General features: G+C 72.8%; 22 protein-coding genes and 1 tRNA gene. 10 read left to right on the top strand and 13 right to left on the bottom strand.

All coding sequences use genetic code 11. The annotated features are described in order from the left end of the window. Nucleotides 1-108: 108 nt before the first annotated feature. From hisS to M3147_RS04080, 3 genes are all read right to left on the bottom strand, one after another. Nucleotides 109-1,377, bottom strand: coding sequence for a histidine--tRNA ligase (gene hisS / locus M3147_RS04090; RefSeq protein WP_251202210.1), 1,269 nt, complete (start codon nt 1,375-1,377; stop codon nt 109-111). Nucleotides 1,378-1,456: 79 nt separating this feature from the next. Then, nucleotides 1,457-2,155: a MazG family protein gene (locus M3147_RS04085; protein WP_251202209.1), complete on the bottom strand. Its 699-nt coding sequence runs from the start codon at nt 2,153-2,155 to the stop codon at nt 1,457-1,459. Nucleotides 2,156-2,189: 34 nt separating this feature from the next. After that, a complete protein-coding gene (locus tag M3147_RS04080; RefSeq protein WP_251202208.1) occupies nt 2,190-2,873 on the bottom strand; it encodes a LysE family transporter in 684 nt (227 codons plus the stop codon). A gap of 112 nt (nt 2,874-2,985) precedes the next feature. Here M3147_RS04080 and nhaA point away from each other — a divergent pair, with 112 nt between their 5' ends. Continuing rightward, on the top strand, nt 2,986-4,185 hold the full coding sequence (gene nhaA / locus M3147_RS04075) for a Na+/H+ antiporter NhaA (protein WP_251202207.1): 1,200 nt from the start codon (nt 2,986-2,988) through the stop codon (nt 4,183-4,185). Continuing rightward, the gene (locus tag M3147_RS04070; protein WP_251202206.1) at nt 4,182-4,547 is read left to right on the top strand and encodes a hypothetical protein; all 366 of its coding nucleotides are present in this window, start codon (nt 4,182-4,184) and stop codon (nt 4,545-4,547) included. The genes nhaA and M3147_RS04070 overlap by 4 nt, the downstream gene beginning before the upstream one ends. Before the next feature lie 121 nt (nt 4,548-4,668). Here M3147_RS04070 and mfd read toward each other — a convergent pair whose 3' ends face one another. Beyond that, the gene (mfd, locus tag M3147_RS04065; RefSeq protein WP_251202205.1) at nt 4,669-8,310 is read right to left on the bottom strand and encodes a transcription-repair coupling factor; all 3,642 of its coding nucleotides are present in this window, start codon (nt 8,308-8,310) and stop codon (nt 4,669-4,671) included. Between the two features lie 117 nt (nt 8,311-8,427). Between mfd and M3147_RS04060 the strand changes: the two genes are divergently transcribed. Then, nucleotides 8,428-9,165, top strand: coding sequence for a ribonuclease H family protein (locus M3147_RS04060; protein ID WP_251202204.1), 738 nt, complete (start codon nt 8,428-8,430; stop codon nt 9,163-9,165). 60 nt (nt 9,166-9,225) lie between these two features. Here the strand turns inward: M3147_RS04060 and pth are convergent, their stop codons facing one another. Continuing rightward, entirely contained in the window at nt 9,226-9,846 is a 621-nt protein-coding gene (gene pth, locus M3147_RS04055; RefSeq protein WP_251202203.1) for an aminoacyl-tRNA hydrolase, read from the bottom strand. Nucleotides 9,847-10,018: 172 nt separating this feature from the next. Beyond that, the gene (locus M3147_RS04050; protein ID WP_251202202.1) at nt 10,019-10,633 is read right to left on the bottom strand and encodes a 50S ribosomal protein L25/general stress protein Ctc; all 615 of its coding nucleotides are present in this window, start codon (nt 10,631-10,633) and stop codon (nt 10,019-10,021) included. Between the two features lie 305 nt (nt 10,634-10,938). Between M3147_RS04050 and M3147_RS04045 the strand changes: the two genes are divergently transcribed. Then, a complete protein-coding gene (locus tag M3147_RS04045) occupies nt 10,939-11,655 on the top strand; it encodes a FadR/GntR family transcriptional regulator (protein WP_251202201.1) in 717 nt (238 codons plus the stop codon). Between the two features lie 32 nt (nt 11,656-11,687). Here the strand turns inward: M3147_RS04045 and M3147_RS04040 are convergent, their stop codons facing one another. Next, the gene (locus M3147_RS04040; RefSeq protein ID WP_251202200.1) at nt 11,688-13,091 is read right to left on the bottom strand and encodes a GntP family permease; all 1,404 of its coding nucleotides are present in this window, start codon (nt 13,089-13,091) and stop codon (nt 11,688-11,690) included. A gap of 133 nt (nt 13,092-13,224) precedes the next feature. Further along, the gene (locus tag M3147_RS04035) at nt 13,225-13,749 is read right to left on the bottom strand and encodes a gluconokinase (RefSeq protein ID WP_251202199.1); all 525 of its coding nucleotides are present in this window, start codon (nt 13,747-13,749) and stop codon (nt 13,225-13,227) included. Nucleotides 13,750-13,920: 171 nt separating this feature from the next. On the opposite strand from M3147_RS04035, the gene gndA reads away from it, so the two are divergent. From gndA to M3147_RS04015, 4 genes are all read left to right on the top strand, one after another. Beyond that, nucleotides 13,921-15,378 (top strand): NADP-dependent phosphogluconate dehydrogenase, encoded by a 1,458-nt coding sequence (gndA, locus tag M3147_RS04030; RefSeq protein ID WP_285873315.1) that lies wholly within the window; start codon nt 13,921-13,923, stop codon nt 15,376-15,378. Between the two features lie 193 nt (nt 15,379-15,571). Continuing rightward, complete coding sequence (locus tag M3147_RS04025) at nt 15,572-15,925, top strand: YidH family protein (RefSeq protein ID WP_251202198.1); 354 nt, start codon at nt 15,572-15,574, stop codon at nt 15,923-15,925. After that, nucleotides 15,922-16,236, top strand: coding sequence for a DUF202 domain-containing protein (locus tag M3147_RS04020; RefSeq protein ID WP_251202197.1), 315 nt, complete (start codon nt 15,922-15,924; stop codon nt 16,234-16,236). Before M3147_RS04025 ends, M3147_RS04020 begins: the two co-directional genes overlap by 4 nt. A 190-nt stretch (nt 16,237-16,426) precedes the next feature. Next, complete coding sequence (locus tag M3147_RS04015) at nt 16,427-16,870, top strand: hypothetical protein (protein ID WP_251202196.1); 444 nt, start codon at nt 16,427-16,429, stop codon at nt 16,868-16,870. A gap of 18 nt (nt 16,871-16,888) precedes the next feature. Here the strand turns inward: M3147_RS04015 and M3147_RS04010 are convergent, their stop codons facing one another. The 5 genes from M3147_RS04010 to M3147_RS03990 form a co-directional block, all read right to left on the bottom strand. Then, a complete protein-coding gene (locus tag M3147_RS04010; RefSeq protein WP_251202195.1) occupies nt 16,889-17,392 on the bottom strand; it encodes a hypothetical protein in 504 nt (167 codons plus the stop codon). 28 nt (nt 17,393-17,420) lie between these two features. Further along, nucleotides 17,421-19,169 carry a long-chain-fatty-acid--CoA ligase gene (locus M3147_RS04005; RefSeq protein WP_251202194.1) on the bottom strand — a complete coding sequence of 583 codons (1,749 nt, stop codon included), beginning with the start codon at nt 19,167-19,169 and terminating at the stop codon, nt 17,421-17,423. After that, nucleotides 19,169-20,146 carry a ribose-phosphate diphosphokinase gene (locus M3147_RS04000; protein ID WP_251202193.1) on the bottom strand — a complete coding sequence of 326 codons (978 nt, stop codon included), beginning with the start codon at nt 20,144-20,146 and terminating at the stop codon, nt 19,169-19,171. Before M3147_RS04000 ends, M3147_RS04005 begins: the two co-directional genes overlap by 1 nt. A 32-nt stretch (nt 20,147-20,178) precedes the next feature. After that, the gene (glmU, locus tag M3147_RS03995; RefSeq protein WP_251202192.1) at nt 20,179-21,624 is read right to left on the bottom strand and encodes a bifunctional UDP-N-acetylglucosamine diphosphorylase/glucosamine-1-phosphate N-acetyltransferase GlmU; all 1,446 of its coding nucleotides are present in this window, start codon (nt 21,622-21,624) and stop codon (nt 20,179-20,181) included. Nucleotide 21,625: 1 nt separating this feature from the next. Then, nucleotides 21,626-21,697, bottom strand: a tRNA-Gln gene (locus M3147_RS03990). Nucleotides 21,698-21,810: 113 nt separating this feature from the next. On the opposite strand from M3147_RS03990, the gene M3147_RS03985 reads away from it, so the two are divergent. After that, nucleotides 21,811-22,311: a MarR family winged helix-turn-helix transcriptional regulator gene (locus M3147_RS03985; RefSeq protein WP_251202191.1), complete on the top strand. Its 501-nt coding sequence runs from the start codon at nt 21,811-21,813 to the stop codon at nt 22,309-22,311. A 151-nt stretch (nt 22,312-22,462) separates the two neighbouring features. Then, nucleotides 22,463-23,746, top strand: coding sequence for a zinc metallochaperone AztD (aztD, locus tag M3147_RS03980; protein ID WP_285873311.1), 1,284 nt, complete (start codon nt 22,463-22,465; stop codon nt 23,744-23,746). Nucleotides 23,747-23,848: the final 102 nt, after the last annotated feature.

Here is a 23,848-nt window from a genome sequence, read left to right as displayed (position 1 = left end):
TCCTCTGATGGGGGCTTCGTGGGGTTGGGAAGGTGTGGACGACGCCATCGTGATCCGCCGCCCAGTCTAGAGGCGTCGGCGGGAGCCACAACTCCGCGGGTCGCGGCGCTACTCGGCGAGCTCCCGGAACTCGAGCGCCGAGGCATCCGCCGTGTCGGCCGTCACGGTGGCGAAGGCGTCGAAGCCGTCGGCGGTGACCCGGTCGAGGAGCGCCCGGAAGTTCTTCACCCGGCGTTCGAGGCGCACACGGACGCCGGAGGCGACGAGCTCCCGCTTGATCGCGAGCAGGCGCTCGGCCGGAGTCGCGCCGTCGTGGACGAGTACGACCGCGCGGGGGCGGCCGGCGTTGCGGAGCTCGAGCAGGTCGACGATCCGCTCGAAGCCGATCGAGAAGCCGCAGGCCGGCACCTCCTGGCCGAGGAACCGCCCGATCATGCCGTCGTAGCGTCCGCCGCCGCCGAGCGAGTAGCCGAACTCGGGGTGCGCGATCTCGAAGATCGTGCCCGTGTAGTAGCCCATGCCGCGCACGAGGGTCGGGTCGAACTCGATGGCCGCCCCCGGCAGCGCCTCCCGGAGCGCGAGCAGCTCACGGTAGGCGTCGGGGTCGAGCCAGGCGGGCGGCGGGGCGACGCCGTCGTGCAGGTGCCAGTCGGCGGTGGCGAGGCCGTGCAGGGCTTCGACGACGGCGTCGGGGGCGGCCACGGCCCCGGTCTCGACGAGCTCGTCGGCGACCCCGTCGACGCCGATCTTGTCGAGCTTGTCGACCGTGATGAGCGCGCGCTCGCGGAGCTCGGGCGGCACGCCCCAGGCGGCGAGGATGCCGGCGAGGATGCGCCGGTCGTTCAGGCGGATGGTGCAGCCGGCGAGGCCGAGCGCGTCGAGCGTCGCGACGGTCGCCGTCAGCAGCTCGAGCTCGGCGAGCGGGGTGGCGTCGCCGATGATGTCGATGTCGCACTGCACGAACTGGCGGTAGCGCCCCTTCTGCGGGCGCTCGGCCCGCCAGACCGGCGCGATCTGGATGGAGCGGAACACGGGCGGCAGCGCCGCGCGGTGCGTCGCGTAGAAGCGCGCGAGCGGCACGGTGAGGTCGTAGCGCAGGCCGAGGTCGGCGAGCGAGAGCGGGTCGCCCGCCGCGGCCGCGGCGCTGAGCTCCGCCTCGCCGAGCCCGCGCTTCATCACGGCGAAGGCGAGCTTCTCGTTGTCGCCGCCGAGGCCGGCGTGCAGCCGGGAGCTGTCCTCCATCACGGGCGTCTCGATCTCGTCGAAGCCGTGCGCGGCGTAGACCCCGCGGATGACGCCGAGCGCGTGCTCGCGACGGGCCTTCTCGGCGGGCAGGAAGTCGCGCATGCCGCGCGGAGGCGTGACGGTCTGGGCCATGCGCCCATTCTTCCAGGCGCCGGCCGGTGCCCGCGTCGCCGGGCTGCCCGACGTGCCGGGGCTGCCCGACGTGCCGGGGTTATTCGCGCGGCCCGGGCGGCGTGGACGCCTCGGCGGCGCGCACCTCGGCGGTGAAGCCTCTGATCGCCCCGCGCAGCGCCCGCTCCGCGTCCAGGCCGCGGCCGCGGGCCTCGGCGACGAGTCGGAGCAGCGCCTCGCCGAGCTCGGCCTCGTCGGCAGGGAACGGCTCGCCGAGGAGCGGATCGGCCGGGGCGTGCGGGCTCGCGCTCGGCGCGACGCCCGCCTTCTCGGCCTTGGTCAGCACCTTCGCGGCGAGCGCGAGCGCGGGCATACCCATCGGCACGCCGTCGAGCACGCTCGTGCGGTGCGGCTTCTCGTCGGCCTTCAGCTCGTCCCAGAAGCCGACGACGTCCTCGGCGGTCTCCGCCTCACGGTCGCCGAAGACATGCGGATGCCGCGCCACCATCTTCGCGGTCATGTGCCGGGCGACGTCCTCGAGGTCGAAGTCCTCGCCCGGGGTGTGCGCGGCGAGATCGGCGTGGAAGAGCACCTGGTAGAGCACATCGCCGAGCTCCTCGATCATCTCGGCGCGGTCGCCCGACTCGATCGCGTCGATGAGCTCCCAGCACTCCTCGACGAGGTACTGCACGAGCGACTCGTGGGTCTGCTCGGCATCCCAGGGGCAGCCGCCCGGGGCGCGCAGCAGCGCGACCGTGGCGATGAGCTCGTCGAGGGCGGGATGGGCGGCGGCGGTCATGCGCCCAGCCTAGGCTGGCCCGTCTCGGGCGGGGCTAGTGCACGACCGCGAGCAGCACCCCGACGCCGATGAACAGGCTGCCGAACAGGCGGTTCACGATGCGCTGCCCCCGCGCGGAGGCGGTGAGCCGGCGCAGTCCCTGCGCGGCGACCGCGAAGAAGCCCCACATCACGATGACGTCGACGAGCACCACCGTCGCCCCGACCACGAGGTACTGCGGCAGCAGCGGCAGCCCCGGCCGGATGAACTGCGGCAGGAAGGCGAGGAAGAACACGATCGCCTTCGGGTTCAGGAGGTTCACCCAGAGCCCGCGCCGGAACATCGACCAGCGCGACTCGCCGCTCGGCGCCGCGGGTGGCGCCGCCTCCGCTTCGGGCTCGGCCGGCTCCGTGCCATCCGCCCGCGCCGCATCGACCGCCACCGCCTCGGCGCTCGGCTTGGCCAGGATCTGGCGGATGCCGAGGTACACGAGGTAGGCGGCCCCCGCGTACCGGATGATCTCGAAGACCACGGGCGACCCCGTGACGAGCACGCCGACGCCCGCCGCGACGATCACGATGTGCACGACGAGCGCCGCCTGCTGGCCGAGGATTCCCCAGATCGAGCGGAGGAAGCCGACCGTGAGCGAGTTGCCCATCGTGTTGATCGCCCCGGCCCCCGGCGTGAAGCTGATCACGAAGCAGGCGGCGAGGAGCGTCGCCCAGAGGGAGAGGGTCACCGCCCCAGCGTACGGCGGCACGGGCCGCCCGGCACCTGCGCGGTAGGATCGTTCGCGGAGTGCCGGGAAGTCTGGTCGGCGAACGTGATCGAAGACCGTACGAAAGGCTCGCATGAACCTCCTCCGATCCGAGCGCTGGGCCGCCGTCCTGCTCCTCGTCGCCGCCGCCCTCGGCCTCCTGCTCGCGAACACCTCGGCCGGTCCCGGTCTGCTGGCCCTGAAGACCGAGCACCTCGAGCTGCCGTGGCTCGGCCTCGACCTCTCGATCGGCCACTGGATCAGCGACGGCCTGCTCGCGATCTTCTTCTTCATCGTCGCGGTCGAGTTGAAGCGCGAGCTCGTGATCGGCGAGCTGAACAGCCTGTCGAAGGCGCTGCTGCCGGCGATCGCCGCCGTCGGCGGGGTCGTCGTGCCGGCGCTGATCTTCCTCGCGTTCACGGCGGGCACCCCGACCGCCGACGGCTGGCCGATCCCGACCGCGACCGACATCGCCTTCGCGCTCGGCGTGCTCGCGGTGTTCGGCACCTGGATCCCGACCCGCGTGCGGGTGTTCCTGCTCGCCCTCGCGGTGCTCGACGACCTCATCGCCATCCTCATCATCGCGTTCTTCTTCACGAGCGACGCCGATCTCGCCTCGCTCGGCTTCGCGGGCATCGCGATCGCCCTGTTCGGCGCGGTCAGCCGCATGATGAAGCCCCGCTCGGCGTGGATCCTCTCCCGTCGGCCGCAGTGGCCCGTCGTCGCCGTGCTGATCCTGCTCGGCGTGCTCGCCTGGTACTTCGTGTACCAGTCCGGGGTGCACGCGACGATCGCGGGCGTCGCGCTCGGCCTCGTGATGGCCCGCCGACCCGGCGGACGCGCCGTCCACGCCCTCGAACCCTGGTCGAACGGCGTCGTGCTGCCCCTGTTCGCGCTGTCTGCCGCGATGGTCGCCGTCCCGCAGGTGAGTCCGTCGGAGCTGGACCCGGCCTTCTGGGGCATCTTCGTCGGCCTCCCGGTCGGCAAGATCGTCGGCATCCTGATCGGCGGCGGCATCGGCGCGCTGGTGGCGCGACGGCGCGACAGCACGCCGCTCACCTGGGGCGACCTGCTCGTCGTCGGCGCGCTCGGCGGCATCGGCTTCACGGTGTCGCTGCTCATGAACGAGCTCGCCTTCGCCGGGCTGCCGGAGGTCGCCGACGAGGGCACGCTCGCGGTGCTCCTCGGCTCGGGCGTCGCGATCGTGGTGTCCGCCGTCGCGGTGTCGCTGCGCTCGGCGCAGTACCGCCGGCGCGGCGCGCGGGCGGGCGTGGGCGGGGCGTTCTCCCGATGAGCGCGGCGGAGCTGCCCGACGACGGCCTGCCCGATGACCCAGGCCTGCCCGATGACCCAGGCCTGCCCGACGGCGCCGAGCCGGCGAGCGCGCACCTGCGCGCGGAGCTCCGCCCCCGGCGGCTCCGCGGCCTCGGCAAGCTCGTGCACACCGTGCTGCTCGTCGCGGGCGAGGCGACGAGCCTCGGCGGCCCCTCGGTCGCGGAGCTCGTGGTGGTGCGCACCGACTCGGCGGCGCCCGTCATCCGCACGAAGGCGGGTTCGCTCGTCGACGCCGACATGCTGCTGCAGCAGATCCGGCTCGACCTCGAGACCATGACGGTCGCCGAGTTCCTCGCCGAGTGGGGCCACCTCAAGCCCTAGGCCTGCCGCGCGAGGAGAATCGCCCCTCGGGAGGACCGGATCCCCCGAGGCATCCTCCCTCGGCGACGATCTCCTCCCGGCGCGCGTGCAGCCGCAGCCCCACGGGCCCCGGCTCTGCTGCTCAGCCCTGCTCGGCCGGGGCCGGGCTCGGCTCGAAGATGTTCGCCACGAGCCTGGACACCCACTCGATGAGGTCGCCGTCGCCCGGCGCCTCGCCGCCCGGGGTCGGGAACGGCACGAGGATCACGTCGTTCTGGGCGAAGTGCTTCGCGCCGGGGTACAGCCGCTCGAGCCGAACCCGCCTGGAATCGGGGATCTTCGCCGGGGCGATGCGGAGCTTCGACCCGGTCGCGATGACCTCGGCGAGCCCGGCGAGCTGCGCCTGACGGCGGAGCCTCGAGACCGCGACGAGGTGCTCGACCGACTCCGGCGGGGCACCGTACCGGTCGACGAGCTCCTCGAGCACTTGGTCGATCTGCCCGTCCTTCGATGCCGGCCCGCTCGCCGCGGAGAGCTTCTGGTAGGCCTCGAGCCGCAGCCGCTCGCTGTCGACGTAGTCCTCGGGGATGTGCGCGTCGACGGGGAGCTCGAGCCGCAGCTCCGTCTGCCCCTCGGCGACCTCGCCGCGGAACGCCGAGACCGCCTCGCCGATCATCCGCAGATAGAGATCGAAGCCGACGCCCGCGATGTGGCCGGCCTGCTCGGCCCCGAGCAGGTTGCCGGCCCCGCGGATCTCGAGGTCTTTCAGCGCGATCTGCATGCCGCCGCCGAGCTCGTTGTTCGCCGCGATCGTCGAGAGCCGGTCGTGCGCGGTCTCGCTGAGCGGCTTCGCCGGGTCGTAGAGGAAGTAGGCGTAGGCGCGCTCGCGCCCGCGGCCGACCCGCCCGCGCAGCTGGTGCAGCTGCGAGAGCCCGTACTTGTCGGCGCGGTCGATGATGATCGTGTTCGCGTTCGAGATGTCGAGGCCGGTCTCGATGATGGTCGTCGAGACGAGCACGTCGAACTTGCGCTCCCAGAAATCGCTCACGATCTGGTCGAGCGCATGCTCGGGGAGCTGGCCGTGCGCGACCGCGATGCGCGCTTCGGGTACGAGCTCGGCGAGCTGCGCCGCGACGCGGTTGATCGAGGACACCCGGTTGTGCACGAAGAACACCTGGCCCTCGCGGAGCATCTCGCGACGGATGGCGGCGCCCACCTGCTGCTCGGAGTACGGTCCGACGAAGGTGAGGATCGGATGCCGGTCCTCCGGCGGGGTCACGAGCGTCGACATCTCGCGGATGCCGGTGACGGCCATCTCGAGGGAACGCGGGATCGGCGTGGCGCTCATCGCGAGGATGTCGACGTTCGTCTTGAGCTTCTTCAGCGCGTCCTTGTGCTCGACGCCGAAGCGCTGCTCCTCGTCGATGATCATCAGCCCGAGGTCTTTGAACCGCACCTTCTCGGTGAGGATGCGGTGGGTGCCGATCACGAGGTCGACGGTGCCGTCGGCGAGACCGGCGATCGTCTCGCGCGCCTCCTTGTCGGTCTGGAAGCGGCTGAGCGCCCGCACGTGCACGGGGAAGCCCGCGAAGCGCTCGGTGAAGGTCTCGAAGTGCTGCTTCACGAGGAGCGTCGTCGGCACCAGCATGGCGGCCTGCTTGCCGTCCTGGATCGCCTTGAAGGCGGCGCGTACCGCGACCTCGGTCTTGCCGAAGCCGACGTCACCCGCGAGCAGCCGGTCCATCGGGATGGGCCGCTCCATGTCGGCCTTCACCTCGTCGATGGTCTGGAGCTGATCGTTCGTCTCGGTGAAGGGGAACGCCTCTTCGAGCTCGTGCTGCCAGGGCGTGTCGGGGCCGAAGGCGTGCCCCTTGGCCGCCATCCGCGCCGAGTAGAGCTTCACGAGCTCGACCGCGATGTCGCGCACCGCCCTGCGGGCGCGGCCCTTCGCCTGCGCCCAGTCGCTGCCGCCCATCTTGGAGAGCGAAGGCGCCTCGCCGCCCACGTAGCGGCTCAGGAGATCGAGCTGGTCCATCGGCACGAACAGCCGGTCGCCGGCCTGGCCGCGCTTGGACGGCGCGTACTCCAGCACGAGGTACTCGCGCACCGTCGTCGGCTGCTGGGCGATGCCGGCGGTGCGGCTCGGGCCCTTCGGCCGGGTGCCGGTCGCCACCTCGCGCTGGACGAGCTCGACGAAGCGGCCGATGCCGTGGGTGGCGTGCACGACGTGGTCGCCCGGCTTCAGCTGGATCGGGTCGACGACGTTGCGCCGGCGCGTGGCGAGCTTCTTGCCGGCGCGCGGGTCGTAGGCGGCGGAGCGTCCGTAGAACTCGGCCTCGGCGAGCAGGCCGAGCTTCGCCTCCGGCACCTCGAAACCGCGCGCCGCCTCGGCCTGCACGAGGAACACGACGCCCGGCTCCGGATCGGCGGGCACTTCCTCGACGAGGCGGGCGGCGAGGCCGGCTTCGGCGAGCACGTCGCGCGCGCGCTCCACGAGGCCCTGCCCGGCGGCGGCGACGACGAGCGCCCAGCCCTCGCGCATCCGCTCGGCGACGTGCTCGACCGCCCCCGAGACGTTGCCCTGGAAGCTCGGCACCGCGTTCGCCGCGATCCGGACGTAGCTCGTGTCGAGCTCGAGGTCTTCGGCGGCCTCGCCGGCGTCGAAGTGCGACAGCGTCCACCACGCCCGCTTCGGATCCGGCTCGCCGGGCGCGCTCAACATCGCGGCATCCCGCAGTTCGCGCAGGCTCAGGAAGTCGCCCGCATCGAGGTCGATGGGCGCGCCGGCGCCGACGGTGGCGGCGCTCCAGGCGGCGGCCAGGAACTCCCGGTTCGTCTCGGCGAGGCTCGCGGCGCGGCCGGCCACCCGCTCGGGCGCGACGACGGCGATCGCGGCCTGGTCGGGCAGATAGTGGCTGAGCGGCACGAGCCGCTCGGTGAGGGCGGGAGCGAGCGACTCCATGCCCTCGACCGGGATGCCCTCGGCGATCTTCTCGAGCATCTGCGAGAGGCTCGGGAACTCGTGCACCATCTCACGGGCCCGCTGGCGCACCGTCGGCGTGAGCAGCAGCTCGCGGCTCGGGGCGAGGTGCACGCGCTCGACGGGCTCGGGCAGCGAGCGCTGGTCGGCGACCGAGAAGGCGCGCAGCTCTTCGACCTCGTCGCCGAAGAACTCGACGCGCACCGGGTGGTCGGCCGTCGGCGGGAAGACGTCGAGGATGCCGCCGCGCACGGCGAACTCGCCGCGTCGGGACACCATGTCGACGCGGGCGTAGGCGAGATCGACGAGCCGCAGCGCGAGCTCGGAGAGGTCGTGGCCGCGCGCGCCGGCGACGAGCTCGATCGGCGCGAGGTCGGCGAGGTTGTCGGCGATCGGCTGGAGGGCGGCCCGCACGGAGGCGACGACGACGAGCGGATGCCGCTCCCCGGCGCCCCACTCGTGCAGGCGCCGGATGGCGTGCAGGCGCCGGCCGACCGTCTCGGCGCTCGGCGAGAGCCGCTCGTGCGGCAGGGTCTCCCACGCCGGGAACTCGAGCAGCTCGGCGTCGGCCGGCAGGTAGGGCGCGAGGGAGGCGCGCAGTGCCTCGCCCTCACGGCTCGTGGCGGTCACCACGAGCAGCACCGGGGCGAGCCCGGCGGCACGGCGCCGCTCCAGCAGGCCGGCGAGCAGCGGGGCGTCGAGCCCGGCCGGAGCCGAGAAGTCCGCGCTGCGCAGCGCTTCGCCAAGGGCGCGTTCGATCGTGGAGGCGCGCGAGAGCGCCGTGTTCAGACCCTGCAGACTCACCGGAGAAGTCTACGTCTCCCCACCGACACGGCTCCCGGTCGAGGCGTCCCCCGCGGCGCCCCGCGGTGGTGCCGGATACGATTGGCGCGGCCCGACGGCCGAACGGAAGGACCACGCATGATCATCGCCGCCGCAGACGGATCGGCCCTCGGCAACCCCGGCCCGGCAGGCTGGGCCTGGTACGTCGCCGACGATTGCTGGGCGGCGGGCGGCTGGAAGCACGCCACCAACAACCAGGGCGAGCTCACCGCGGTCCTCGAGCTGTTCCGCGCGACGGCGCACCTCGACGAGGAGCTGCTCGTGCAGTGCGACAGCCAGTACGTGATCAACTCGGTGACGAAGTGGATGCCGAACTGGAAGCGCAAGGGCTGGCGCAAGTCCGACGGCAAGCCCGTGCTGAACGTCGAGCTCCTGAAGCAGCTCGACGAGGCCATCGCCGGGCGGCGCTACCGCTTCGAGTGGGTGAAGGGGCACGTCGGGCACCCGATGAACGAGGCCGCCGACGAGCGGGCCCGCGCGGTGGCGGAGGCCTACCGGCGCGGCTCGGCGATCCCCACCGGCCCGGGCTGGTCGGGCACGTGCGAGGCGGATGCCGCAGCGGTCCCGGCACCGGCACCGGCCCCGGCCGGGGCATCCGCGCCGTTCGAGCCCGCGCCGTTCGAGCCGGCGCCGTTCGAGCCCGTGCTGCACGACGACCGCTCCCCCGCCGACGCCACCCTCTTCGACTTCGACGACCCGGCGGCCGACTGGCGGTCGATGTCGCTCGAGCTCACGAGCGACGAGCACGCACGGCTCGTCGAGCGCGCGCGTGCCGCGGGCACCAGCCCGGAGGAGTTCCTGCGCGGGCTGATCTAGTCCGAGGCGCGCCGCACCGCGCCGCGCCAGCCCAGCCCAGCCAGCTCAGCTCAGCCCAGTTCAGCTGGGCGAGTGGAAGCGCTGCTGGGCGGCGAGCAGCCCGTCGTCGGCGATGGCCTCGACTGCGTCGGCGGCGTCGGCGAGCAGGTTCGGCAGCGATGCCCGTTCGGTGCCGGAGAAGTCCTTGAGCACGAAGTCGGCGGGGTCCTGGCGCCCCGGCGGCCGGCCGACGCCGACCCGGACCCGCAGGTAGTCGGCGCCGAGCGCCTTCGAGATGTCGCGCAGCCCGTTGTGGCCGCCGTGTCCGCCGCCCTGCTTCAGCCGAACCGTGTCGAACGGCAGGTCGAGCTCGTCGTGCACGACGACGAGCCGCTCGACGGGGACGTCGTAGAACTTCGCGAGCGCCGAGACCGGGCCGCCCGAGGTGTTCATGTAGCTGTTCGGCTTCGCGAGCACGAGCTTCGGCCCGCCGGGGCGGAGGAACCCCTCGGCCACGCGGGACGGGGTCTTGTGGCTCTTGAAGGCCGCGCCGAGCCGGGCGGCCAGCTCGTCGAGCACCATCTGGCCGACGTTGTGCCGGTTGCCCGCGTACTGCGCGCCGGGGTTGCCGAGGCCGACCACCAGCCAGGTGTTCTGCGCCACCTCGGGATCCTCTCGTCCGCGCCGCCGGAACCATGCCATGCCGGGCTCCGATCAGTCCTTCGGGCCGATCGGCCCGAGGTCCGAGCGTACCGGACGGCGGGCCGCCCGCCCGCGACGCGAGGCGGGTCGAGGCGGGTCGACGCGGCCCGACGACGAGGGCCCGCCTCGATCCGGGGATCGGGGCGGGCCCTCGTGCGCGGAGGCGCGGAGCTTACTCCGCGGCCGCCTCCTCGGCGGGGGCCTCGGCGGCCTCCTCGCCCTCGGCGGTCTCGTCGACGTCGGCCGCCTTCTGCGGCACGTGCACGTTCACGACGAGCGCGTCGGCGTCGCTGATGAGTGCAGCGCCCTTCGGCAGGGTGACGTCCTTCGCGTGGAGCTGGGTGCCCTCCTCGAGGCCCTCGACCGACACGACGACGTTCTCGGGGATGTGGGTGGCCTCGACCTCGAGGGTCAGGGTGTGCGAGTCGAGGTCGGCGACGGTGCCCGCGGCCGACTCGCCCTCGAGGTGCACCGGCACCTCGACCTGGACCTTCTCGCCCTTCTTCACGACGATGAGGTCGAGGTGCTCGATGATCTGGCGCACCGGGTCCTTCTGCACGTCCTTGACCAGGGTGAGCTGGCTCTTGCCCGAGATCTGCAGGTCGAGCACGGCGTTCGCCTTGCGCACGATGAGGCCGATCTGGTGGGCCGGCAGGCTCACGTGCACCGGCTCGGTGCCGTGACCGTACACGACGGCGGGGATGCGGCCGGTGGCGCGGAGCTTGCGCGCCGCACCCTTGCCGAACGAGTCGCGCTCGAGGGCTTCGACCTTGTTGTCTTCGTCCATGATGGTTCTCCTTGCGGGGCCCACGCTGCTGCGCTCCGGGGTGGTGCACTCTGCCGGCCCAGATCTGGTGTCTGTTCTCTTCAACTCGAACGCGCGGCACCGGAGGGGTGCGCGTGAGGAATCGCCGTGAGTCGCATTCGACCGCGTCGATCACGGATGCCTCGAGCCGACTCGCGCCCGCCCGCGGCCTCCCTCGCCGAAGTTCAGTGGCCCAGTCTACCCGATCGCGCGGCCGCCGCCGACCGGGCGGAATTCCGGCGTGATCGGGGCGCCATCCCCGGGCGGCGGCTCGCTATCCTCGACCCATGAGCTCCCGCCTGCACGACCTCGCCGTCGACACGCTCGGCCGGCGGATCGTCGACGGCAAGCTGCCGGCCGGCGCCACGCTGCTCGCCGCCTCGCTCGAGACCGAGCTCGGCGTCTCGCGCTCCGTCGTGCGGGAGGCGGTGCGCGTGCTGGCCTCGCTCGGGCTCGTCGAGAGCGTGAAGCGGCTCGGCATCCGGGTGCTTCCCGCCTCCTCCTGGAACGTGTTCGACGCCTCGGTCATCCGCTGGCGCCTCGCGTCGTCCGGGAAGGGCGCCCAGCTGCGCTCGCTCACCGAGCTGCGCTCGGCGGTCGAGCCGGCGGCCGCCGAGCTCGCCGCGGTGCACGGCAGCGACGACGCCGCCGCCGAACTGATCGCGATCGCCGGCCGGATGCGGGCGGTCGGCCGGGCGGGGCGCCTCGAGGAGTTCCTCGAGCTCGACATCCGCTTCCACGCCCTGGTGCTCGCCGCCTCGGGCAACGAGATGTTCGCCCGTCTCCAGGGCGTCATCGCCGAGGTGCTGCGCGGGCGCACCCACTACGGACTCATGCCGGCGCAGCCGCACGAGGAGGCCCTGCAGCTCCACCTCGACGTGGCCGACGCCGTGCTCGGCCGCCGCCCCGAGGCGGCCAGAGACGCGATGGACCGCATCATGCGTCGCACCGTCGCCGAGGTCGAGCCGGTCTGGCGCGACGAGCCGCGCGCCTTCCCCGGCTGAGCGGCCCCTCGCCTGCCCGCCGGCCGCGGGCGTCAGAACGCCCCGGCGAGGAGGAAGATGCCGAGGGCCAGCACGAAGCCCATGGTGCCCACGAGCGCCTGGCCGACCGTCCAGGTCTTCAGCGTCGTCTTCGTGTCCATGCCGAAGAACCGGCTCACGAGCCAGAAGCCGGAGTCGTTCACGTGGCCCGCGAACACCGAGCCCGCGGCGAGGCTCAGCACGATCGCGGCGAGCTCGACCGGGTTGAAGTCGGGATTGCCGAGCACGACCGGCTGCACGAGGGCCGCCGCGGTCGTGAGCGCCACGGTCGCCGAGCCCTGGGCGAGGCGCACCACGGCGGCGATCACGAAGCCGGCGACGATGACCGGCAGGCCGATGGCGTCGAGCGAGTCGGCGATGGCGTCGCCGATGCCGCTCGCCCGGAGCACGCCGCCGAACATCCCGCCGGCGCCGGTGATGAGGATGATCGAGCACACCGGGCCGAGCGCCGAGTCGACGACGGTCTCGACGAGGCTCGCGGGCTTGCGCTGGCGCCACCCGAGCAGCCACATCGCGAAGAACACGGTGATGAGCAGCGCGATGGGCGTCTCGCCGAGGAGGCGGAGCGCCTGCACCCAGCCGTCCTCGAGGGAGACGAGCCCGGCGGTGGCCGCCATGTTGAGGCCCGTGTTCAGGAAGATGAGTACGAGCGGCAGGAGCAGCAGGAAGACGATGGTGCGCAGCTTCGGCGCCGAACGGAACTCGGTCTCGCTGGACCCCTGCACGGCGTCGAGGAGCTCGGGCACGGGCAGATCGAAGCGGCGCCCGAGCACGCGGCCGAAGAGGGCGCCGACGACGTACCAGGTGGGGATCGCGATCACGAGGCCCAGCACGAGCACCAAGCCCACGTCGGCGCCGAGGAGTCCCGTCGCCGCGACCGGCCCGGGGTGCGGCGGCACGAAGATGTGCATGACCGAGAACGCGATCGCGGCGGGGAAGGCGTAGAAGAGGAGCGACCCACCGAGGCGCCGGGCCACCGTGAAGATGATCGGCAGCATCACGACGAGTCCCGCGTCGAAGAAGATCGGGAAGCCGAACATGAGCGACGCCACCGAGAGCGCGAGCGGCGCGCGCTTCTCGCCGAAGCGCCGGATGAGCGCGTTCGTGAGCACGTCGGCGCCGCCGGAGACCTCCAGCATGCGGCCGAGCATGGCGCCGAGGCCGACGAGCAGGGCGACGCTCGCGAGCGTGCCGCCGAAGCCCGACAGCAGCGTCGGCACGAGCTGCCCGGCGGGCACGCCCGTCGCGATCGCGGTCAGCACGCTCACGAGCACGAGCGCGATGAACGCGTGGATGCGGAACTTCATGATCAGGAGGAGCAGCACCGCGATCGCCGCGACCGCGATGCCGAGGAGCCCGGGGGTGCCGAGCGTCCAGTTGAGTTCGAGATCGGTCATCGTCGTCCTTCGATTCGGATCGGTGGGTGGGTGGGTGGGTGCGGGGATCGGGCGGTCGGCTGCGGGGCGTCGGGTCTGCGGGGCGTCGGGCCTGCGGGGCGTCGGGCCTGCGGGGCGTCGGGCCTGCGGGGCGTCAGGCCTGCGGGAGCGCGTCGAGCGCGGCGCGGACGTCGTCGACGATCTGCGCCGGGGAGCGCCGCACGTCGATCTCGATGCCGCGCTCACCGTCGCCGAGGGGTTCGAGCGCCTCGAACTGCGAGGCGAGCAGGCTCACCGGCATGTACTCGTGCACGCGGCCGTGCTGACGTTCGGTGATGAGCTCGGCGCCGCCGACGAGGTGCACGAAGACCGTCTCGGGTGCGTGGGCGACGAGCTGGTCGCGGTAGCGGCGGCGCAGGGCGGAGCAGGCGACGACGATCGGCGTCCCCCCGGCCAGTTCTGCACCGATGCGGAAGGCGATGATCTCGAGCCAGGGCGCACGGTCTTCGTCGTCGAGCGGCTGACCCGCCGCCATCTTGCGCTTGTTGGCGCTCGGGTGCAGGTCGTCGCCGTCGACGAACGGGACGCCGAAGGCGCGGGAGAGCGCCTCGCCGATGGTCGACTTACCCGACCCGGACACGCCCATCACGATGAGCGGGGTTCGCAGCTTCGCGGTCATGCGCACTCCTCAGACGCCCCATTACATCTGATTCAACACGCGTGTAAGCGCAACAAATCAGATTTATTTCCGATACGGTACCACAGCGGCGGCGGGAGACCGCGCGCGCACCCGCGCTCCGCCGCGCACTACGCTGAGAAGACCCCACGTTCCCGTTCCGAGGAGAATGCCTTGCCTGAAGCCGTCGCGAACATCGGAGTCGTCGGACTCGCCGTCATGGGTTCGAACCTGGCTCGCAACCTGGCCAGCAGGGAGGGCAACACCGTCGCGGTGTTCAACCGCTCCCCCGAGCGCACGCGCACCCTCGTGACCGAGCACCCGGAGGCGGGGTTCGTCGCCGCCGAGAGCTACGACGAATTCGTCGCCTCGCTCGCGACGCCGCGCACCGCGATCATCATGGTGCAGGCCGGCCGCGGCACCGACGCCGTCATCTCCGAGCTCGTGAGCCGCTTCGAGCCGGGCGACATCATCGTCGACGGCGGCAACGCCAACTTCCACGACACCATCCGCCGTGAGGCCGAGATCAGCCCGAGCGGCATCCACTTCGTCGGCACCGGCATCTCCGGCGGCGAGGAGGGCGCGCTGAACGGCCCCTCGATCATGCCCGGCGGCACCGCCGAGTCGTACGAGACGCTCGGCCCGATCCTCGAGACGATCGCCGCCCGCGCCCCGGAGGACGGCGCCCCCTGCGTCACCCACGTCGGCACCGACGGCGCGGGCCACTTCGTGAAGATGGTGCACAACGGCATCGAGTACGCCGACATGCAGCTCATCGCCGAGGCGTACGACCTCATCCGTCAGGGCACCGGCAAGTCGCCGGCGGAGATCGCCGACATCTTCGCCGAGTGGAACACGGGCGAGCTCGAGAGCTACCTCATCGAGATCACCGCCGAGGTGCTGCGCCAGGTCGACGCCGACACCGGCGCGCCGCTCGTCGACGTCATCCTCGACTCGGCGGGGGCGAAGGGCACCGGCGCCTGGACGGTGCAGAACGCGCTCGACCTCGGCGTCCCCGTCTCCGGCATCGCCGAGGCCGTCTTCGCCCGCAGCCTCTCCTCCCAGCGCGCGCAGCGCGAAGCGGCCGCGACCCTGGCCGGCCCCGACGGCGACTGGGCCGTCGCCGACGCCGACGCCTTCATCGAGGACGTGCGGCAGGCCCTCTACGCGTCGAAGATCATCGCCTACTCGCAGGGCTTCGACGAGATCATCGCGGGCGCCGCCCAGTTCGGCTGGGACGTGAAGAAGGGCGACATCGCCCGCATCTGGCGCGCCGGCTGCATCATCCGCGCCCGCTTCCTGAACCGCATCGCCGACGCCTACGCCGAGGATCCCGAACTGCTCGCCCTCGTCGTCGCCCCCTACTTCCGCGACGCGGTCGCGGGCGCCCAGCAGGCGTGGCGACGCGTCGTCGTCGCGGCGGCCGAGGCGGGCATCCCGGCTCCGGCGTTCTCCTCCTCGCTCGCGTACTACGACGGACTCCGGGCCGAGCGCCTCCCGGCCGCCCTCGTGCAGGGCCAGCGCGACTTCTTCGGCGCGCACACCTACCAGCGCGTCGACAAGCCGGGCGTCTTCCACACCCTCTGGTCGGGCGACCGCAGCGAGATCGAGACGACCCCCTCGTCCCACTGATCGTACGAGCGCCGATCGCCCGAGCACTGCTCGCCCGAGCGCCGCTCGCCCGAGCACTGATCACCCGAGCGCCGCTCGCCCGATCGGCCGCTCACCCGCCGAGCCCGGCCCCGCTGCACGCGGGCCGGGCTCGCGGCCGTTAGGCTCGCGACGACCCGCGACGCACACCGCAGACACCGCCGAGGAGGCCGCCATGCCGGAACCCCGCTGGAAGCAGGAGGGGCAGGACCCCGACTACCGCTTCTCCCTCGCGAACGAGCGCACCTTCCTCGCCTGGATCCGCACCGCGCTCGCCCTCATCGCCGGCGGCGTGCTGCTGCACGAGTTCGCCGCGGGCATCGGGCCGCGGGCCGTCGTCACGGTGCTCTCGGTCGGCCTCGGCGTCGCCGCGGCCGGGCTCGGCCTGCTCTCCTACGTCCGCTGGCGCAGCAACGAGATCGCGATGCGACACGATCGCCCGCTGCGGTTCAGCTGGTCGCTGCCGGTGCTCGCGGGGGTCTGCCTGGTCACCTCCGTCGTGCTCACGGTGTTCCTGATCCTGCCGTGAGCACCGTCATCCGCGACCCCGGGCTGCAGCCGGAGCGCACCGCGCTGTCGTGGACGCGGACCGCGCTCGTGGTGGCGGTGAACGCACTCCTCGCGCTCCGCACCGGACTCGTCGAGGGCGAGCCGTGGCTCGTCGTGACCGGCGCGGTGCTGTTCTTCGTCGCGGGCGCGGTCGGCGCGGTCGGCGGCATCCGCCGTCGGGAGCTCAGCACGGGCCGCTACGCGCCGGCTCCGTGGCTCATGCTCGCGGTCTCGGCGGCGACGCTCGCCGCGGCGGGGGTGGGCATCGCCTCGGTGTTCGCCGGCCGCTGAGCCACCGGCCGCTGAGCCACCGGCCGCCGAGCCACCGGCCGACGAACCACCAGCCGCCGAGCCACCAGCCGCCGAACCACCGGCCGCTGAGCCACCGACACTGAACCACCGGCCGCCGAACCACCGGCCGCCGCGTCCGGCTTTGCTCCGCCGGGCCCGGCTCCCAGCCGCGGATGCGAGACTGGACCCCATGGCACCGCGCGACCTCGAACCACGCCACCCGGCCGAGCCGGGCGAGCCCGGTCCCCGCGGCCCGCGCGATTGGGACGAGGTGCCGGCCGAACTCGCCTTCGCCGACGACGGTCCCCCGCCCGAGGGCCCCACCCGCTGGGATCGCCGCCGCCGGGTCATCCGCGTCACCGTCATCGTCGCGCTCGTCGCGATGCTCGCCCCCGTGGTGCTGTCGACCGTCTCCGTGGCGCAGTCCAGCGCGGCGCGCAGCTGCGCGGTCATCGTCTCGGGCTTCGATCGGGATGCCGTCGGATCGCACGTCGCGCTCGAGCTCTTCGGCCCGGGTGGGCCGGGCTGGATCTGCTACGCGGATGCCTCGGGCGAACCGCGCGCGGTCGCGAACCTCGGTCTCCTGCCGGGCGCGCCGCCCCGCGTGCTCGGCCCGGACGAGGTGCCCGCCTGAGCGAGGGCGCCGGTGCCCTCAGACCTCCGGCGCGTCGCCGTCGGGGAACACGCGTTTGTACTTCCGCCCGTCCGGCAGCTCCACCGTCCGCGCCTCGAGCTGCCCGCGGCTGACGCGGAGGTAGATCGCCTGCGGCGTCACGCCGAGCTTCGCCGCCGCCTCGGCCACGGAGAGTCCCGGCAGTTCGGTCGGCCGGCTCGACGGCCGGGCGCGCTTGCGTCTGCGGCTCGCCTCGCGTCGATCGGCGATCTCGGCGTCGTCGCCCGCCCAGCGCTGCTTCGCCGCTCCCTCGCTGAGCCCGGCGGCCTCGGCGAGCTGCGACCAGTCGACGCCGTCGTCGCGGGCCTCCCGCACTGCCGCCAGCAGGGCCGGCTCGGCCTCGAGCGCACGGAGCGCCCGCCGAACGGCGCGCACCCGTTCGAGGGGCGGCGAGGCATCCGTTCGTCCGCTCTGCGCGGTCCCACCGTCGAGCGCGGCGAGCGCGTCGAGGGCCGCCCTGGTCTCCCCGTTCAGGAACCCCATCAGCTCACCCCCGGCGCGCTCGCCCGCGTCAGCCCTGGCCGGCCTCGGCGTTGATGAGGCGGGTGCGCACCTCGCGCCGGACCACCTTGCCGATGAGGGAGCGCGGCAGCTCGTCGACGGCGACGACGCGCTTGGGCACCTTGTACGGGGTCAGCTGGTCGCGAGCTGCCTGGCGGATGCCGGCCTCGTCGAGCTGCTGACCCGGCTTCAGCACGACGACGGCGACGACCTGCTCGCCCGAGTGGGCGTCCGGCATCCCGACGACCGCGACGTCGACGACCGAGGGGTGCGCGCGCACCGCCTCCTCCACCTCGCTCGGGGCCACGTTGAAGCCGCCCGTGATGATGAGCTCCTTGATGCGGTCGACGATCCGCACGAAGCCCTCGTCGTCGATCGAGACGATGTCGCCCGTGCGGAACCACGGCGCGCCGCCCTCCGGGTCGTCGGCGAAGACCGCGGCGGTCTCGTCGGGCTTCTTCCAGTAGCCGGAGAAGACCTGCGGGCCGCGCACGACGAGCTCGCCCTCGGCGCCGGCCTCGACGTCGCGCGTCGGCTCCTCCGGGTCGACGACGCGGCACTCGGTGCCCGGCAACGGCAGCCCGACGGTGCCGGCCTTGCGGTTCGGGGCGACCGGGTTCGCCATGAGCACCGGCGAGCACTCCGAGAGCCCGTAGCCCTCGACCAGGTAGCCGCCGGTGGCGGCCTCCCACGGTTCGACGACGGCCGGGGAGAGCGGCATCGCGCCGGAGATGGCGATGCGGATGCCGGCGAGCGGCACGCCCTCGGCCGCCGCAGCGGCCGTGAGCCGCTCGTAGATCGGCGGCACGGCCGGCAGGAACGTCGGCGGCCGGCGCTTCACGACCTTCAGCACGAGGTCCGGGTCGAACTTCGGGAAGAGCACGAGGCGGGCGCCCATGCTCATCGCGAAGGTGAGGCAGAGGGTCAGCCCGTAGGCGTGGAACATGGGCAGCACGGCGTAGACGACGGCGCTGCCGCGTGGGATCTCCGGCACCCAGCTGCGCGATTGGGCGGCGTTCGAGATGAGGTTGGCGTGGCTGAGCGTCGCCCCCTTCGGGCTGCCGGTGGTGCCGCTCGTGTACTGGATGAGCGCGACGTCGTCGACGCCGGGGGCGATGATGTGCGGGTCGATCGGCTCGGCGGAGACGAGCTCGGGCCACGGCACGGTGCCGCGCACCTTCGTCGTCAGTGCGGCCCGGGACTCGCGCGCCTTCGCGACCGGGAGCCGGAGCGCGAGGCGGGTGCCGAACGGCATCGCCCGGGTCGGGTCGACCGAGACGACGTGCGCGAGCTTCAGGTCGGCGGGGAACGCCTGCAGGGTGTCGACGACCTTGTTCCAGGCGATGACGACGCGCGCGCCGTGGTCCTCGAACTGGTGGCGGAGCTCCCGCGGCGTGTACAGCGGATTGTGCTCGACCACGATGCCACCGAGCCGGAGCACGGCGTAGAACGCGACGATGTGCTGCGGGCAGTTCGGCAGCACGATCGCGACGGGGTCGCCCTTCTGCACGCCGAGCAGGCGCAGCCCCTCGGCCGCCCGCTCGATCTCCGCGCCGAGCTCCGCGTACGTCGTCTCCCGACCGAAGAACTCGAGGGCGACATGCTCCGGGTAGGTCTCGACGGAGTGTCGGATGAGGTCGTAGAGCGAGCCCTCGGCGGCCGGCAGGTCGTCGGGGACGCCCTCCGCGTAGCTCGCGACCCACGGGCGGCCGGGCAGTGCGGGCCGGCCGGACGGGGCCTGCGCGCCGGGCCCGGTCATCAGGCCGCGCCGTCGAACATGCTTGTGACCGAGCCGTCCTCGAAGACCTCGTGGATCGCCCGCGCCAGGAGCGGCGCGATCGGCAGGATCGTGAGCCGGTCCCAGTGCTTCTCGGCCGGCACCGGCAGCGTGTCGGTGACGACGACGCGGTCGATGAAGTCGGACTGCAGGATCTCGACCGCCGGGTTCGAGAACACGGCGTGCGTCGCCGCGACGACGACGCCGATCGCACCGTTGGCCTTGAGCGCTTCGGCGGCCTTCACGATCGTGCGGCCGGTGTCGATGAGGTCGTCGACCAGGAGGCAGACGCGGCCCTTCACATCGCCCACGATCTCGTGCACGGAGACCTGGTTCGGCACGAGCGGGTCGCGTCGCTTGTGGATGATGGCGAGCGGGGCGCCGAGCTTGTCGCTCCAGATGTCGGCGACGCGCACGCGGCCCATGTCGGGCGAGACGACGGTGAGGGTGGCGGGGTCGAGCGAGTTCTTGAACTCCTCGAGCAGCACCGGCATCGCGAAGAGGTGGTCGACGGGGCCGTCGAAGAAGCCCTGGATCTGCGCGGCGTGCAGGTCGATCGACATGATGCGGTCGGCGCCGGCGGTCTTGAACAGGTCGGCCACGAGACGGGCGGAGATCGGCTCGCGGCCGCGGCCCTTCTTGTCCTGGCGGGCGTAGGGGTAGAACGGGGCGACCACCGTGATGCGCTTGGCCGAGGCGCGCTTCAGCGCGTCGACCATGATGAGCTGCTCCATGAGCCACTCGTTGATCGGGGAGGTGTGCGACTGGATCACGAAGGCGTCGGAGCCGCGCACGCTCTCGTCATAGCGGGCGTAGATCTCGCCGTTCGCGAAGGTGCGGGCATCGGTCGGCACCAGGTCGGCGCCGAGCTCGCGGGCGATCTGCTCGGCGAGCTCCGGATGCGCGCGCCCCGACACCAGCACGAGGCGCTTGGATCCAGTGGTCTCGATACCCGACATGTGTTGGTCCTCTCAGCCGGTCCGGCCTCGTGTCAGTCGGCGTCGGTCGCGGCGGCCGTGCTCGCGGCCTCGGCCGCCTGGGCGGCCGAGGTCCCGGCACGATGCGTGGTGACCCACCCCTCGATATTGCGTTGCGGTGCGACGTTCACGGCGAGCGCTCCGGCCGGGACGTCTTTACGGACGACCGTTCCGGCGCCCGTGTAGACGCCGTCTCCAATCGTAACGGGCGCGACGAACACCCCGTGCGACCCGGTGCGCACGTGCGAGCCGATCTCAGTGCGGTGCTTGTTCACCCCGTCGTAGTTCGCGGTGATCGAGCCGGCGCCCACGTTCGACTGCTCGCCGACCCGGGTGTCGCCGATGTAGCTCAGGTGCGGCACCTTGCTGCCGCGGCCGATCTCGGCGTTCTTCGTCTCGACGAAGGTGCCGATCTTGCCGTCGTCGCCGAGGACCGTGCCGGGGCGGAGGTAGGCGAACGGCCCGACCTCGGCGCCCGCGCCGATGACGGCGAGGGTGCCGTCGGTGCGCTTCACGTGCGCGCCGGCGCCGATCTCGCAGTCGACGAGGGTGGTGTCGGGGCCGACGACGGCGCCCGTGGCGATCGTCGTCGCCCCCTTCAGCTGGGTGCCGGGGCGGATGGTCGTGTCGGGCTCGATCGTGACCGCGAGGTCGATCCAGGTCGTCGCCGGGTCCTCGATCGTGACGCCGTTCAGCTGCCAGCCGCGCACGATGAGCGCGTTCAGCCGGGCCGCCGTCTCGGAGAGCTGCGCGCGGTCGTTGATGCCGGCGACGAGCCACGGCTCGGCGACGGGCACGGCCTCGACCTCGCTGCCGGCCTCCCGGAGCAGCTCGATCACGTCGGTGAGGTACTTCTCGCCCTGCGCGTTCTCGGTCGTGAGGTTCGCGAGCTGGTCGCGGAGCGCGGCGGCGCCGAAGGCGTAGATGCCGGCGTTGATCTCGGGGATGGCCCGTTCGGCCTCGCTCGCGTCCTTCTGCTCGACGATGCGGTCGAAGGCGCCGGCCTCGCTGCGGACGATCCGGCCGTAGCCGTACGGGTCGTCGGAGATCGCGGAGAGCACCGAGGCGGCCGAGCCGGTGTCGCGGTGCTGCGCGAGGAACGCGGCGAGCGTGTCGGCGTCGAGCAGCGGCACGTCGCCGTTCAGCACGAGCACCTCGCCGGCGAAGTCGGCGGGCAGTGCGGCGACGGCCTGCTCGACCGCGCGACCGGTGCCGGGGATCTCGTCCTGGTCGACGATCGTGGTGCCCGGCAGCTCGGCCTCGATGGTCTCGGCGACGCGGTCGCGCTCGTGCCGCACGACGGCGAGCACGTGCGCGGCGTCGAGCGCCCGCGCGGTGTTCAGCACGTGCCCGACGACCGGCGAGCCCGCGAGCGGGTGCAGCAGCTTCGGGGTCGCCGACTTCATGCGGGTGCCCTGTCCTGCCGCGAGGACGATGATCGCGAGGTTCTGATCGCTCATGCTCCGCCACCAGGATTCGAACCTGGGCCTCACAGCTCCAAAGGCTGTCGTGCTGCCGTTACACCATGGCGGACCGCGCCGCGGCGTGCCGTGCGCGCCATCAAGTCTGCCACGGCGCGCGCCGCCGCATGACGGCCAGTGGCGCTGCGGCATGAGCGCGCCCGCGCCTCGGGCGATAATGGCCGGATGACGCACGCGGACGAGGTGGATCGGATCGTCGCCGACTGGGAGCGGGAGCGCCCGGATCTCGACTTCTCGCCGCTGCAGGTGCTCTCCCGGGTGGCCCGGCTGTCGAAGCACCTCGACCGGGAGCGCAAGCAGGCCTTCGCCCGCTCGGAGCTCGAGTCGTGGGAGTTCGACGTGCTCTCCGCGCTCCGCCGCGCGGGCGCGCCGTATCGGCTCTCGCCCAAGGCGCTGCTGCAGCAGACGCTCGTCTCGAGTGGCGCGATGACGAACCGCATCGACCGGCTCGTCGCCCGCGGCCTCGTGAGCCGGCAGACCGATCCGCACGACGGTCGAGGCATCCTCGTCGAGATGAGCCCGGCGGGTCTCACCCGGGTGGATGCCGCGATCACCCGACTCGTCGACGCCGAGGCGGAGCTCCTCGGCAGCCTGCCGCCGGCCGAGCAGAAGCGCCTCGCCGGGCTGCTGCGCAAGCTGATCGTGAGCTTCGAGGACCCCGCCTAGCCTCCGACCACCCCACCGACTTGCCCGACTTTCATGAAAGTCGGGCAACTCGGGTGGTTTCTGACTTGCCCGACTTTCATGAAAGTCGGGCAACTCGGTGGGTTACTGCGGCGTTTTGAGAATGATTATCGTTAACGATAGCGTGGCGGCCATGATCACACGCAGCAGTCCCCCGCCTCGCCGCCGAGGCATCCGCCTGGCCGGCGCCGCCGCAGCCCCCGCCCTCCTCCTCGCCCTCGCCGCCTGCGCTTCCCCGGGCGGCCAGGCGCCCGCCGAGCGACCCGACGCCGAGCCCGCACCGGCCGCGCGCGAGCTCGCCGCCCCGCGCCTCGTCGCGAGCTACGACGGCGGTCTGCTCGTGCTCGAGGGCGACACGCTCGAGGTCGCCGCCGAGCTCGAGCTGCCCGGATTCCTCCGGGTGAACCCCGCCGGCGACGGCCGGCACGTGCTGGTCTCGACGGACGTCGGCTTCCGCGTGCTCGACACCGGCCTCGAGGCCGAGCAGCACGGCGACCACGCGCACTACTCCGGCGAGACCCCGCGACTCACGGAGCTCGTCTTCGCGGCCGACCACCCGGGCCACGTCACCACGAACGCGGGCGTCACGGCCCTCTTCGCCGACGGCACCGGCGAGGTGCAGCGCTTCGAGGCATCCGCTCTCGCCGACGCGGTCCCCGCAGGCGCGCTCGACGCGCTCGAGGTCCGCCGGCACGCGAGCGCGGCGGCGCACCACGGCGTCGCCGTCGCGCTGCCCGGCGGCGAGCTGCTCTCGACCCTCGGCACCGAGGAGGCGCGCACGGGCGTCGCGGTCTTCGACGCCGCGGGCGCCGAGCTCGTGCGCGACGAGCGCTGCCCCGGGGTGCACGGCGAGACCGTCGCCGCCGGCGGCACCATCGTGGTCGGCTGCCAGGACGGCGCCCTCGTGTACCGCGACGGCGCCTTCACGAAGGTCGCCTCCCCCGACGCCTCCGGACGCATCGGCACCCTGGCCGGCTCGCCGGCGTCGCCGGTCGCGCTCGGCGACTACCAAACGGATGCCGCGGCGGAGCTCGAGCGCCCCACCCGCGTGAGCCTCGTCGACGCCGAGGCGGGCACGATGCGGCTCGTGGAGCTCGGCACGAGCTACACCTTCCGTTCGCTCGCCCGCGGGCCGCACGGCGAGGCGCTCATGCTCGGCACCGACGGCGCCATCCACGTGATCGACCCGGCCGCCGGCACGGTCACCGCGACGATCCCGGTGATCGAGGCGTGGACGGAGCCCGTCGAGTGGCAGCAGGCCCGCCCCGCGCTCCGGGTCGACGGGCATCGCGTGTACGTGACCGATCCGGCCGCCTCGACCATCCACCTCGTGGACCTCGACGCCGGTGAGCTCGTCGAGAGCGTGCAGCTGCCAGCCGCGCCGATCGAGCTCTCGACGGTCGCCGCCGCGCACTGACCGCGACGCCCCGGGCACTCACCCACGAGTTGCCCGACTTTCATGGAAGTCGGGCAACTCGGGTGAGTGCCGACCCGACCGGACCCGACCCGACCCGACCGG

This window comes from Agromyces mediolanus, from assembly GCF_023715325.1.
GTDB classification, from domain to species: Bacteria; Actinomycetota; Actinomycetes; order Actinomycetales; family Microbacteriaceae; genus Agromyces; species Agromyces mediolanus_A.
Note: the sequence above shows the minus strand (reverse complement) of the source record. Positions and strands in the feature narration are given on the sequence as shown.

What these genes read in the sequence shown, in the direction of transcription:
- hisS (WP_251202210.1), bottom strand. Translation starts at nt 1,377, where the DNA reads ATGGCCCAGACCGTCACGCCTCCGCGCGGCATGCGCGACTTCCTGCCC.
- M3147_RS04085 (WP_251202209.1), bottom strand. Translation starts at nt 2,155, where the DNA reads ATGACCGCCGCCGCCCATCCCGCCCTCGACGAGCTCATCGCCACGGTC.
- nhaA (WP_251202207.1), top strand. Translation starts at nt 2,986, where the DNA reads ATGAACCTCCTCCGATCCGAGCGCTGGGCCGCCGTCCTGCTCCTCGTC.
- M3147_RS04070 (WP_251202206.1), top strand. Translation starts at nt 4,182, where the DNA reads ATGAGCGCGGCGGAGCTGCCCGACGACGGCCTGCCCGATGACCCAGGC.
- M3147_RS04060 (WP_251202204.1), top strand. Translation starts at nt 8,428, where the DNA reads ATGATCATCGCCGCCGCAGACGGATCGGCCCTCGGCAACCCCGGCCCG.
- pth (WP_251202203.1), bottom strand. Translation starts at nt 9,846, where the DNA reads ATGGCATGGTTCCGGCGGCGCGGACGAGAGGATCCCGAGGTGGCGCAG.
- M3147_RS04050 (WP_251202202.1), bottom strand. Translation starts at nt 10,633, where the DNA reads ATGGACGAAGACAACAAGGTCGAAGCCCTCGAGCGCGACTCGTTCGGC.
- M3147_RS04045 (WP_251202201.1), top strand. Translation starts at nt 10,939, where the DNA reads ATGAGCTCCCGCCTGCACGACCTCGCCGTCGACACGCTCGGCCGGCGG.
- M3147_RS04040 (WP_251202200.1), bottom strand. Translation starts at nt 13,091, where the DNA reads ATGACCGATCTCGAACTCAACTGGACGCTCGGCACCCCCGGGCTCCTC.
- M3147_RS04035 (WP_251202199.1), bottom strand. Translation starts at nt 13,749, where the DNA reads ATGACCGCGAAGCTGCGAACCCCGCTCATCGTGATGGGCGTGTCCGGG.
- M3147_RS04025 (WP_251202198.1), top strand. Translation starts at nt 15,572, where the DNA reads ATGCCGGAACCCCGCTGGAAGCAGGAGGGGCAGGACCCCGACTACCGC.
- M3147_RS04015 (WP_251202196.1), top strand. Translation starts at nt 16,427, where the DNA reads ATGGCACCGCGCGACCTCGAACCACGCCACCCGGCCGAGCCGGGCGAG.
- M3147_RS04010 (WP_251202195.1), bottom strand. Translation starts at nt 17,392, where the DNA reads ATGGGGTTCCTGAACGGGGAGACCAGGGCGGCCCTCGACGCGCTCGCC.
- M3147_RS04005 (WP_251202194.1), bottom strand. Translation starts at nt 19,169, where the DNA reads ATGACCGGGCCCGGCGCGCAGGCCCCGTCCGGCCGGCCCGCACTGCCC.
- M3147_RS04000 (WP_251202193.1), bottom strand. Translation starts at nt 20,146, where the DNA reads ATGTCGGGTATCGAGACCACTGGATCCAAGCGCCTCGTGCTGGTGTCG.
- glmU (WP_251202192.1), bottom strand. Translation starts at nt 21,624, where the DNA reads ATGAGCGATCAGAACCTCGCGATCATCGTCCTCGCGGCAGGACAGGGC.
- M3147_RS03985 (WP_251202191.1), top strand. Translation starts at nt 21,811, where the DNA reads ATGACGCACGCGGACGAGGTGGATCGGATCGTCGCCGACTGGGAGCGG.
- aztD (WP_285873311.1), top strand. Translation starts at nt 22,463, where the DNA reads ATGATCACACGCAGCAGTCCCCCGCCTCGCCGCCGAGGCATCCGCCTG.